11 protein-coding genes are annotated in these 12,520 nt (G+C 33.4%); 3 read left to right on the top strand and 8 right to left on the bottom strand.

Annotated features, from left to right (window positions below; translation table 11 throughout):
• Positions 1–150: 150 nt before the first annotated feature.
• A complete protein-coding gene (locus RT228_RS06825) occupies positions 151–1,074 on the bottom strand; it encodes a DUF6985 domain-containing protein (RefSeq protein WP_313138534.1) in 924 nt (307 codons plus the stop codon).
• Between the two features lie 770 nt (positions 1,075–1,844).
• Here RT228_RS06825 and RT228_RS06820 point away from each other — a divergent pair.
• Complete coding sequence (locus tag RT228_RS06820) at positions 1,845–2,831, top strand: diaminopimelate dehydrogenase (protein ID WP_006258932.1); 987 nt, start codon at positions 1,845–1,847, stop codon at positions 2,829–2,831.
• 708 nt (positions 2,832–3,539) lie between these two features.
• On the opposite strand, the gene RT228_RS06815 is transcribed toward RT228_RS06820, so the two are convergent.
• Both RT228_RS06815 and RT228_RS06810 read right to left on the bottom strand, forming a co-directional pair.
• Positions 3,540–4,013 (bottom strand): hypothetical protein, encoded by a 474-nt coding sequence (locus tag RT228_RS06815; RefSeq protein ID WP_006258933.1) that lies wholly within the window; start codon positions 4,011–4,013, stop codon positions 3,540–3,542.
• Positions 4,014–4,337: 324 nt separating this feature from the next.
• Positions 4,338–6,305 (bottom strand): OmpA family protein, encoded by a 1,968-nt coding sequence (locus RT228_RS06810; protein WP_006258934.1) that lies wholly within the window; start codon positions 6,303–6,305, stop codon positions 4,338–4,340.
• Between the two features lie 326 nt (positions 6,306–6,631).
• Here RT228_RS06810 and RT228_RS06805 point away from each other — a divergent pair, with 326 nt between their 5' ends.
• Entirely contained in the window at positions 6,632–7,378 is a 747-nt protein-coding gene (locus RT228_RS06805; RefSeq protein ID WP_006263530.1) for a glutamine amidotransferase-related protein, read from the top strand.
• Positions 7,379–7,456: 78 nt separating this feature from the next.
• Here RT228_RS06805 and RT228_RS06800 read toward each other — a convergent pair whose 3' ends face one another.
• Entirely contained in the window at positions 7,457–8,212 is a 756-nt protein-coding gene (locus RT228_RS06800; RefSeq protein ID WP_006258936.1) for a hypothetical protein, read from the bottom strand.
• A gap of 349 nt (positions 8,213–8,561) precedes the next feature.
• Here RT228_RS06800 and RT228_RS06795 point away from each other — a divergent pair, with 349 nt between their 5' ends.
• Positions 8,562–9,791, top strand: coding sequence for an MFS transporter (locus RT228_RS06795; protein ID WP_016649469.1), 1,230 nt, complete (start codon positions 8,562–8,564; stop codon positions 9,789–9,791).
• A gap of 39 nt (positions 9,792–9,830) precedes the next feature.
• Here the strand turns inward: RT228_RS06795 and RT228_RS06790 are convergent, their stop codons facing one another.
• From RT228_RS06790 to RT228_RS06775, 4 genes are all read right to left on the bottom strand, one after another.
• On the bottom strand, positions 9,831–10,364 hold the full coding sequence (locus tag RT228_RS06790) for a DUF4303 domain-containing protein (RefSeq protein ID WP_313138533.1): 534 nt from the start codon (positions 10,362–10,364) through the stop codon (positions 9,831–9,833).
• Between the two features lie 15 nt (positions 10,365–10,379).
• Entirely contained in the window at positions 10,380–10,991 is a 612-nt protein-coding gene (locus RT228_RS06785) for an SMI1/KNR4 family protein (RefSeq protein ID WP_313138532.1), read from the bottom strand.
• Positions 10,939–11,637: a hypothetical protein gene (locus RT228_RS06780; protein WP_313138531.1), complete on the bottom strand. Its 699-nt coding sequence runs from the start codon at positions 11,635–11,637 to the stop codon at positions 10,939–10,941. The genes RT228_RS06785 and RT228_RS06780 overlap by 53 nt, the downstream gene beginning before the upstream one ends.
• A 219-nt stretch (positions 11,638–11,856) precedes the next feature.
• On the bottom strand, positions 11,857–12,504 hold the full coding sequence (locus RT228_RS06775) for a DUF4240 domain-containing protein (RefSeq protein WP_006261148.1): 648 nt from the start codon (positions 12,502–12,504) through the stop codon (positions 11,857–11,859).
• Between the last annotated feature and the right edge of the window lie 16 nt (positions 12,505–12,520).

Raw genomic sequence — 12,520 nt, 5'->3', positions numbered from 1 at the left:
AAAATAAGCTATGACTAATAATCTGTTTTGTTTATTAACTTTTCACAATGATAGAGCCTAATCCTTTTGGATAAATATAGATTAACAACAAAAAACCCTTCAAGGTATATACCTTGAAGGGTGTGTATTAATTTACATAATTCAACTCCTCTACAAACAAAAAGCACTATCTGCTCCACCAATATGCTCTACCTTATGGTCATAAGTCATGAATCCTAATGCATGTTCTCTATCCCATGAACAATCAAAGAGATATCCTATATGAGGAGGTTCTGTCCATGATTCTGGTATAATATAGATAGTCATCGGTGTAATCAACATTCCGAACTGATTCTTATCTACAATATCAGGCATAAAAGTTTCTTTATCCTCTGCTTCATATCCATACTGCACTTGCCACTTCTCGTATTTAGAAACTAGCTTACTCAATAACTCTTCTAGAATAGTCTGTTCATTCTCTTGAACGTCCTTTACTATTCGATTCATTAATTCTGTTGCTTCCTTCTCATCTACCTCATCTTCTATATAATCTAGTAATACTTCACATCGGATAGCTTCTTCCATCTTAAAAAAGGCTTTCCACAAAGGTAGTTCTAACTCCATCTCTATTTCTACCTCATCCTCTTCAATAGGCTCTGACAACTGTACAGGATTTTCTAAATGTTGATTAAAAAACTCATAGCAAAAAGGAGCTCTTGTAAAGATATACTCTGGCTCTACAGCATAACACAAATTTAAATAATGCAGAGCAGCTTCTTCATTTCCACACTCTAAACAACACTCTCCTTTATAATAATTGCGTACATACTCAGGATTTCTATCTTTATTACTATGCTTATCACCTTCATCAAGCCAAAACATCATCTTCTCAAACTCTCCTAATCTTATATATTCAGTAGTCATACGTCCTATAATGATAGAGGCTTCGTATATGTTATACTTACTTTCATCAGCTAAGCTCCATTGCGCCTCTATAAAAGCAATCAAATCCTCTACAGTATCTGTATTCGTTTTTAAACTATACCTGTCTAGATAACTATATATACGATCTATTACCACTTGTGCCTCTTCCATACTATTTTTATTTTTCAAGGCTAAAATTAGGGAATTTATATTTTATCTAGTGCGTAAAGCATATTGCTGAACACTCAATCTTGATTATAAATTATTTGATTTATATAACTCCCCTCAATACTTAGGTTGCTATTGAAACACAAATAGTACTTTTTACCGTTCTCATAATGCACCTACACTTATTCTCAAAATGTTAGTTCTGAAGTTATCGAACTACGCCCAACCCCAATAACACCAAGGGTTTAACAGCTAAAAAAAGCACTTTGTTCGGGCGTGGTTTGGAAGTTGTTCGGAAAAGTATTGCAAAAAAGGGGGCTTTTCCGAAGAAACACCGATGAATACCGCATAAACACTCGAAAAAAGTGACAAGTGTTTTTTAGTAATTTTAAACCGATAGTGCTAAATGAGAGTTTTTAGCCTTAAAAAATATAGTACTTTTTAAAGCTAAACGAAGAAGCATTTTTGCTTTGATTTATATACTTTCAAGTTAAAAAGTATTCAGACAAGGTTCTGATTTAAAGCAAAATACTCTGCAAATATACAAAAAAACTTTAACTCCTTTTGAGATTACATATCAAATCCCTTCTAGCTAATAAGGAAATGACTTAAAGAGCTTATTTTATTCATAATGAACCAAGGAAAGATGCGTGGGGACAACTAATGATAATCTATTTAGTGTACAGTAAGTCTAAAGTTTTAGCTAAATTAGCTCCCTTATAAACGAAACTCCCTACAACTAAAGGGACTGTACAGACTTTTAAAATAAAAATATGAATACTTCTAATCAGCCTATCAAAATAGGTATTGTAGGTTATGGTAACTTAGGAAAAGGTGTAGAACTTGCTATTCGTCAAAATACTGATTTAGAATTAGTAGCTGTCTTCACTAGAAGAGATCCTCAAAGCATTCCTACTCAGGCTCAAGCAATACACATCGATCAAATCACAGAATATAGAGATATCATCGATGTAATGATTATCTGTGGTGGGTCTTCTACTGATCTACCTGAACAAGTACCTTATATCGCACAGTGGTTTAATACAGTTGATAGCTTTGACACCCATGCTAAGATTCCTGAATTCTTTAATACGGTAAACAAAGCAGCTAAAGATCACAATAAGTTGAGCCTTATCTCTACGGGATGGGATCCAGGACTGTTCTCTATGCTTAGATTATTAGGAGAAAGTATCTTACCTCAAGGAGAAACATATACATTCTGGGGGAAAGGACTAAGCCAAGGACACTCTGATGCGATTAGACGTATCTCTGGGGTTAAAGGTGGTGTACAATATACTATCCCTATAGAAAGTGCTTTAGATAGAGTTCGCCAAGGTGAGAATCCTGTGTTAACTACAGCTGAGAAGCATGAGCGTATCTGTTATGTAGTAGCAGAAGATGGAGCTGATACTTCTATCATAGAACATACTATCAAAACAATGCCTAACTACTTCGCTGATTATAACACTACAGTACACTTTATATCTGAGGAAGAACTTAAAGCAAACCACTCTGCTATGCCTCATGGTGGTAAAGTGTTTAGATCTGGTATCACAGGTACAGACACTAAACAAAATATAGAATTTGGACTAACTCTTGAGAGTAACCCTGAGTTTACTGCTAGTGTATTAGTAGCCTTCTCGCGTGCTGTATATAAATTAGCTCAAAAGGGAGAAACTGGTGCTATGACTGTATATGATATTCCTCTAGGTGCATTATCTCCTAAGTCTGCAGAAGATCTGAGAAGAGAAATACTATAATTCAATTAGGAATTTAGAATTGTTGTCTTTCAGGCATTAGGGGATAATTATGTGATAAGTCTTTGCAAAAAGAACACAACAAATATAAGGTACAGACGGAACATCTTCTGTCTACACACCGTAACCACACTACACATCTACACATATTGTGTATGTATGGTGTGACACGCAAAATATTGACGTCTCTACATTAATACTCTGTGTGTACCTATTACCCGCAGAGCAGGTAATTCCTAATTAAAATAGGGCGTGATATACGTTGATGGAGACGTAAATATTCTGTATAACCCAATACGTTATACCTGCATGTAGGAAAACATCATTTGATGTTTTATGTGGATGTATGTAATACATCCCTACAATTGCGGATAATGATTGTGGTACGGTATGTACATATTGTCCGTAGGGCATCTTTTGCCTACGGCATAGGGTACATATATCGCGTCCACAAACGTTGTGTATGTATTGTGTGGAGACGCAAAATATTGACATCTCTACATTAAACAATGGACTTACTCATACTATGTCCTCCTAAGAAAGTCAGTAAAAGCAGAGTGTGTGAGAAGTATTTCATCTTATGATGACATACTTATGATTACTGTAGGGAGATAAATACGTCTTTAAAACACAGAAAATAGAGAAATTATAAACCGATAATATAAATAGTTGGTATTCTAAAAGATAGAATTATCAACTATTTATATTTATCTATTTAATGATAACAAACCCTAAATCAATATCTCCCTCACGCCATATTAATTTAGAGTTATAGTACACTTCATATTTCAATGTACTATGACCTTTCTTCTTAAACTTCATTTCCAGTTTATCTAAATCCCCATTTGGCAAAGATAAATACACAATATATCTATCAGGTGCAATATAAGAACCTCCTTGTATTTCTAGATAATATTCCGTCTTTCCTTCAATAGATACAGACTTTATTATTTCTGATCCTTTTCTATAAATAATAGATGTGTTTTGACCATTTGTATCTGCTTCATATAATACTATTTTTTGATGAGAAAAGGATCCCTCATACGTAGGGTCTAATAGATTATGTCCTTTAATATCCTTTAACATGATGCTATAATTAGTATCAACAACTGTTGGACTAAATTCATCGTCACTACTACAAGCTATTATAAGTAATAGACTCATAAAAAGTACTATCTTTTTCATCTTAATATATTTAAAATCAGCATAACAATTTTAAAACTTATAATTTAGATAAATATATAGTATTCAAACATTAAAAGACTATTTCTATAACTAGACAAAGTTTGTGGTTACGATGTACAGATGTATGAAATAGTCCCTACGATTATGGAGATGACTTATGACTACTGTGTGGAGACGAAAATGGTATGTATGTATTGTGTGACACGCAAAATATTGCATCTCTACATTGATACTCTGTGTGTGCATATTGCCCGCAAGGCAGATAACTCCTAATTCTTAACTCCTAATTCCTAATTAAAAAAAGAGGCTCTCGCCTCTTTTTTGTTACATTTTTATAATGATAAATTCACTTCTTCTGTTTAGCTGATGATCCGCTTCACTACATGGTACTCCATTAGAACATCTGTTCTGTAGTTGACTTTCTCCATATCCTCTACCTGTCAGACGATTTGGTTCTATACCTTGCGAAATCATCCATTTAATAGTTGCTTTCACACGTCTATCTGATAAGGCTAAATTATAATTGTCATTTCCTCTACTATCTGTATGTGAACGCACATCTATGATCATAGCTGGGTACTCTCTCATTACCTCAACAACTTTCATCAACTCTATCGATGCATCTCTACGGATAAATGATTGATCAAAGTCAAAATAGATAGGTTGTAATTTTAGCTTCTTAAATAAATCATCGTTTATACCTACTGTCTCATATGCCTTATCTAAACCGATATTCACTTCTTTATCACCTGCCACATCAGCTGCAGCAAATACTAACTCTACTGTACTATACTCTGGTGCTTCTGCCTTAATACGATACTTCTCACTACAATCTAATGTCTCAGAACTATACTTACCTTGCTCATCTGTCTGAATGGTTTTAGACTTTTCATATAATCCATCTGATATCACAACAGTTGCATTAGGAATACCTTTCTTTGTTTTAATATCATATACAGTACCTATTATATGCTGTAGACATGCTTTCTGAATAAAAGAATAGATATCATCTCCTCCTAACCCTTCTGGTCGGTTTGAACTCACATATCCTGCATTTGTGTCTCTATTGATATAAATAGAAAAATCATCAAACGGACTATTAATAGGCGCTCCTAAATTAACTACTTCTCCTATCACCCCATTTTTCTCTAACTTAGCCGAAAAGATATCTAATCCTCCTAAACCTGGATGACCATCAGAGGCAAAGAATAAATAATTATCAGAAGAAATAAATGGGAATGTCTCACGCCCTGCTGTATTTACTTTCTTCCCGATATTCTCTACACCTCCATACACATCATTAGGATATAAAGCTACTCTAAAAATATCTGACTGCCCTTCGCTTCCCTCTCTATCAGAAGAGAAATATAACCATTCATTATCTGGTGTCAACGCTGGGTGCGCAGTATTAAAGTTATCTGAGTTGATTGGTAATTCTTTTATATCTCCCCAAGTACCATTAGCTTGTTTAGTAGCACTAAATATCTTTAATAGAGACGAGTTTTTCTTATTGTTTTTACGCTTTCCTTTTAAATTAGAATTATTACGAGTAAAGAACATGGTCTTTCCATCCTTCGTAAATACAGCAGTAGCATCATTAACCTTAGAACTCAACTCAGGAGCGTAAACAACAGGCTCTCCTAACTTACCATCTGCTAAGATCGTACTACTGTATAGTGTAGTAAAACTCTCATTCGTCCACTCGTGTAATTTCTTACTTGATAATTCACTAGAAGGACGTGCAGAAGTAAAAATAAGTTGATCTCCTATCACTGCTGCTCCATAATCAGAATAAGGAGTATTAATAGATGTATGTGTCAATTCATAACGAGCTGTACCTTCCTCTATTGTTTTTAAATAGTCCTTATTCGCTAGGTATAATTTTGCCCTAGAGTCTTCCTTTTCTAATACAACGAACTGCTCCATTACCTTCTTAGAAGCATCATATTGTTCAGCAGCTTTTAAGGTTTGTGCATAGCGATAGTAGTACTCTGAAGGAATCTTCACTGTATCCTTATCATCATACTCTCCATTAAACAGCTCTGTATACCATTTATTAGCATCAAGTAGCTTCCCATTAAAATAATATGAATCAGCTAATTTCATTAATATATCTCCATTAATATATCCTTTTTTAGCCATGCGTTCATAGATTTTTATAGCATCTATATAAGCTAGTTTTTCATACTCTTTATCAGCTTTCTTCTCAGCTACACGCTGAGCTTGTACACTAGTACTTAGCGCAAATAAAGCAATACTTAATAAACCTGTTTTTAGTAATTGTTTTCTCATACGTTAGATTGGGAATGTGGGGTTAATCACCTAATACAAAACTACATTAAGTATTGTCAAAAACACAACAAAACAGAGGTTACGCCTACAATAATACCACATAACAACTACTTTACAACTATTTATATATTAAAAATTATTTTAAAAACAACAAAAATAAACAAACCATAACTATTTAGTATATTTTAATAAAATATAAGCAACCATATACCCCATACTTTCTAATTTCGCCTTATTTACTTGGACTAGGAAGCTTTTGTTTATTCTGGACTATACCCTTCATTATCTAGGCATTTACCTTTGTTGCCAATCAAACAATAGATATAATGCATATACATTTTGTAATTCACGAAGAGTATGAAGGGCCTGGTGCCTTTTTAGATTGGGTAAAAGATCATAATTATAGTGTAAGTATGACTAAACTATATGAAAACAATATTTTGCCTACCTCAGCAGAACACATTGATTTACTAATCGTATTAGGAGGACCTCAAGATCCTATTACGACAACAGATGAATGCCCTTATTTTGATGCACAAAAAGAAAAAGAATTGATACTAAAGTGTATACTTGCTCATAAAGCGGTTATTGGTGTTTGTCTAGGGGCACAACTAATAGGAGAAGCTCTGTGTAACGCTTATAGTCACAGCCCAGAAAAAGAGTTTGGTGTATGGCCTATTCACCTTACTGATGAAGGAAAGACCCATCCAAAGTTTAAACATATAGAAAATGAACTTCCAGTAGGCCACTGGCACAATGATATGCCAGGACTTACACCAGATGCTATAGTACTAGCTACTAGCGAAGGATGTCCTAGACAAATAATAGAATATTCTAATCTAGTGTATGGATTGCAGTGTCATATGGAATTTACACCAGAAGTAATAGAATTAATTATTGCTAATGACCAAGAAAGCTTAGTGAGATATGCTAATCATCGCTTTGTACAGTCTGCTCAACAACTAATGAAATACGACTATACTACAATGAATCAAGCCTTATATACATTCTTAGATAAGTTAGTAGAAGAATATAAACAACTATCTGACGTTAGACCACTTCATCATCTATAAACAAGAAGCCTGTATTTATTAGAACACACTTCTAACTCATACAGGCTTCATATACATAGTAAGAGTCAAGATATTCTATTATCCATCTATACTCATTTCGATACATTCTTTATTAGAAATTTCTATATCTATAATATGATCAGCGATAAGCTCATCCCCTATTGCAATAGACGCTGTAATATGTGCTAAATTATGTAAACAGATTGTAACACTATATACATCTAAGGTATCATACCAATCATCATCTGCTTTTCCGTCTAAGAAAGGAAGGAAAGCGTTATTCTCACTATTATAGAATCCTATTAGCTCTTCACGCAAGTCTGTAAGCCAATATAGATAATCTATCACCTTAGACTGTGCTCTGCTATCAAAAGGAATATGGCTAATAATCAAAAACCGATCAAGTGGACAGTACTTATTAAAAATAACTACTCTCTTCTCTTTTATACCATATTGATTATTAGTCCCCTCTACAAGGGTGATATCTTCTGGAAACAGAAGGTCTATTGTCTTTCTTTCTCTTAACTTTCGAAGATCTTTTACACCAAAAATATCTTTATGAGTCTTTGCTTTCTCTGAAAAAACAAAAAGCTTATCTTGGATTTTATGAGTTTTACTACTTTCTACTTCAAGTAACAATCTATATGCAGTCTCCCAATACTCTAATAATGCATAAATATGACTCTGCAACAATAAATTCTCACTCGTTTGTTCATCTGCTTGCAATGCATACAATAAATCAAATAAATCAGACGCTAAGTCCTTAATGCTATAACTCTCTCTAAACATTTTAGAAAGTTCATTGTACTTTTTTTTATATAAACTTATACTCATCACCTTTTTAATTACGTCTATCCTCTTTTATATATTATATACTTTTATATATGCTCCACAAGAACATTCTCTTAGGACACCTCTTTCACGATTAAGTCACTAAAGTTCTCTATTTGTACTACTTGATAAAACTTAGATACTAAAACTATTCTTATTCATCGTAGAGAATTAAAAACACTATAAACAAGTAATATAGTAGATACTATATACAGTAAATATCTAACTAATAAAGTTAATTATTTTAGTACTCACTAGCTAAAGATAAAGAAAAGAATAATGACTTATATTTGCATTTCACTCTTTTCAATTTATTTAGATGTAAATTAAAGAGATATCTCTATATATTACTATGACACAGACGCTAGATCAAAAGTTTACCAAATACGAGAAATTCGTTATTTTCATATTAGCCATCACACAATTCACTGTTATCTTAGACTTTATGGTTATGGCTCCACTAGGAGATCTCTTACTAAAAAGCTTATCTATGTCTACACAGGATTTTGGGATAGCTGTATCTGCTTATGCATTTAGCGCAGGAGCTGCAGGACTACTCACAGCAGGCTTTGCAGATAAGTTTGATAGAAAGAAACTATTATTGTTCTTCTACATTGGCTTTATCATTGGAACCCTATTCTGTGGTTTAGCAAACTCTTATGAGACACTCGTATTTGCTCGCATCTTTACAGGACTATTTGGAGGAGTAATAGGCTCTATCTCTATGGCTATTATCACGGATATCTTTTCACTAAAACAACGAGGAAGAGTAATGGGGTTTATACAAATGGGATTTGGAGCAAGCCAGGTACTTGGTATTCCTATAGGCTTATATATTGCTAACAAATGGTTTTGGGAAGCTCCTTTCTTTATGATTGTAGGATTGTCAATACTTATCGCTATTGCTATTGGGTTCTATTTAAAACCTGTCAGAGATCACTTAAGTCTACAACCTCAAAAAAAGGTACTTACGCATCTGTGGAATACTGTGAAAAACAAGGATTATAGAATAGGATTTATGTCTATCACCATGCTATCTGTAGGAGGATTTATGATGATGCCATTCGGAACTATCTTTGCTGTGAATAACTTAGGTGTTCATCCAGATCAGTTACCTATCCTATTTATGATATCTGGAGTTACCTCATTAACATTAATGCCTTTTATAGGTCGTTTAAGTGATAGAGTGAGTAAATACAAATTATTTACCATTGCATCTATTTGGTTAATGATAGTTAGTGTGGTCTATACTAATTTTTCTCAAATCCCTTTTGCTCTAGTAGTTGGAACAAATATCTTAATGATGATCGGTATCATGAGTCGTATGGTTCCTTCATCAGCCTTAAACAGTGCTGTGCCTGATACAGCTGACAGAGGAGCTTATATGAGTATTACTTCTTCACTTCAACAGATATCAGGAGGTATTGCTGCTGCTATCGCGGGACTAATTGTCTACCAAGAGCATGATAACAGCCCACTTGTTAATTACAATATCGTAGCTTATGTACTTGTTGTTGTATCTACTATTAGTATTATCTTAATGAGTAGAGTTAATAAGTTAGTACGCAAACGAACTTTATAAAACTAAACAAGGGAAGTAAGTTACTTCCCTTGTTTAGTTTTATACTTCCATACTGCGAGTACGCTCTTCTTGTAACAAGCTTTCTTCTTCCTCTTCATCGGCATCTATTTCAGTAACCAATGTCCATAGCTCAGGTGTTACTTTTAAATACTGTGATAGTAGATTCTCTCTTTCTATTCTTACCATTACTCTTCTCAAACTAGTCAAAAAGCCATTAGTAAAATCATCGAACTTATACTGATCTTCTAAATCCTTTACAATATTGTGATATGCATCTTCTATAGGTTCATAAAGGCGACTACCAAGGCTTCTAAGTTCTAAAACATAATCTTCTACAACTTCATAAGTCCAATCTGGTGGGTAATACTTTCTCTCTCTATTCAGCATATCGGTGTCTAAACTCAATAATACATATCCATTATATGCACTACAGTTAAAAGCAAAAGAACAAAACACTTCTTCTTTTAAAGTAGATTGGCTGATTAGTTCAAGTGATTTTCTTACATAATTATATACAGACTCTTCGAAGTTATACTGTTCTTCGAAAGTTCTCCAATTAGCTATTTCTATCATTCCAATTGTTTTATTTTAATATCTCCATTTACGAACTAGGTCTGCTTCTATCAACTCATCAACTATTTGTTCTGTCCATTGATCAACCTTATCCTGCCCTACTTCTCCAAATAAATCTGCCTGTGCAAAAACCAAACACCCTTTTAAGTAATCATCAAAAAGACTAAACATCTTCGTCAAATAAGGCTGACTATCATGATCAAAATAATAGATTTCTTTAGTCTCTTTATGGAAACAGAACATATTACCATTACCTAGATAATCACTAAAAGTAATTAAGTAAGGTAACACTGATAAGTCCTCTTGTGTGAAGCTAGGACCGTATTCTGGGTGAGGTTCCCATATTTTACCAAGATAATCTATTTCATCAAAGCTGATTAACTGTTCGCCTATATCAGCTACCCCAAACACTTTATAGAATTCCTTTAAAGAATTTGGTAAACTTGTTGCTATTCTTGCTTCTAATAGTTGTATTTCCTCTTCTGATTTAGGGCTTGCTAAATCATTTCCCCAATTATCAGCTAAGGACTCTATAATAAGTCTAGTATTCTCCTCCCATAAAGGATCACCTATTCTAATAAAAGGAATGATGATATCTTCCTTCTTCTCTATACATAATGTTATCATTCGTTCTAAAAAAAAGTGTTGTCAAATAGAGTAATATCCCTTCTTCATCTCTAAACTGTGTAATCCAGCGTCCCCAAGTCTCTTGTCCTATCTCTAATTTATTACCAAAACTATCTGTATACTTCCATTTGTCAAAGATATCTTTCTTTAAACTAGCGCTTTCTCTACCAGACTTATAGTTATAGTCTCCCATTAAATCTTTTCCAATAGAATACTTAATCCCTCTTTTCTTGTCTTCATAAATTTTATTCCCAAACAAATCTGTACCGTACTCAATCCTGTTTCCTTGGTTATCTTTTATCGTCACTTTTCCAAACATATCCACCTCATAAGTTGCTGTATAACGATTAGTATACTTATACTTCTTAACTAAGTCCATTAAGAACAACTGCTGAAACTCGTCATCCTCCAGAATCCCGCTATATTCTAAGTTTAGGTACTCTTTTGAAAATTCTAATTTATTTCTATTATTATCTGAGAAATCTAAACCTCCAAAGAAGGATTTTTCTAACTGAGCATCATATCTATTATGTGAGTAAGTCCAATCTTCTCTATAATTTTTCTCTATTTTTTGAGCTTGTGCTTCTGTAGCTACAAATAACAAACCTGCTATCAACAAACTCCTAAACAATGTCTTTCCTTTCATATTTACCTTTTAGTATTTAAACCCAGATTCCGCATTAGCCAAATACTACAAAGCAATTCTACTTCGTAGCTCTTTCATTAGCTCTAAAACCATACTATAGTATGCTATACTCACTTACTCAGGCCTATTTTTATATAATTACTTTTCGTTTAGATGTCTATCGTAATCTGGATTAAAAAAAGAAGTTTAGAGCATAGATACTTTAAACTTCTTTTTATCTTATTCTTCTACGTCAGAGCGTACATCACATATTTCTTCTACCAATTCTGGGTAAGCCTTTTGTAGCGCTGTTCCTCCTTTTACCTCTCTATTCATCTTCACATCTACATCATCATAGTTCACTACGTCTGGAAAAGACTCATAAATAGCATCTCTTATTTCTTCTGACTCTTCGATACCCGTCATCTCTTCATTAGCTAAGTCTGCTACATACAATAACTCTTCTGCATCACACTCTCCGATATCAAAACTATATTCTCCATTTACAAAGTTCTGAATATCACTACTAATTTCTTCTACAAAATCTTTACCTTTAAGTAATAACCAACATCTGAAATAGATAAATGCATCATCAGAAATCGTATCATCAAAGTCTATCACATCGTCTTCTACCTCAAAATCATTATTCAAGACGATGTACAGCTCTGCTATCTCCGCAGTGTACAATCTATGTAATTGTTGTTGCATTACTTTCTCGAAAACGATTAAATGATCTTTGTCTGTTTTACTTAATAAATCAATCATTTGATCGATGTGTTGATCTTGATCATATTCCTCCCAATCAAAATCTTTTACATCATTAGATTCATCTATAATCTTCCAAAAGAAGTTATCTTGTTCTTGTTGTGTTGCTTTTAGAATACTCATTTCTGTATATTTTTAA

Origin of the sequence: Myroides sp. (genome assembly GCF_032073645.1) — a bacterium.
GTDB classification, from domain to species: Bacteria; Bacteroidota; Bacteroidia; order Flavobacteriales; family Flavobacteriaceae; genus Flavobacterium; species Flavobacterium odoratimimum.
This window is presented reverse-complemented; position numbering and strand designations above follow the sequence as displayed.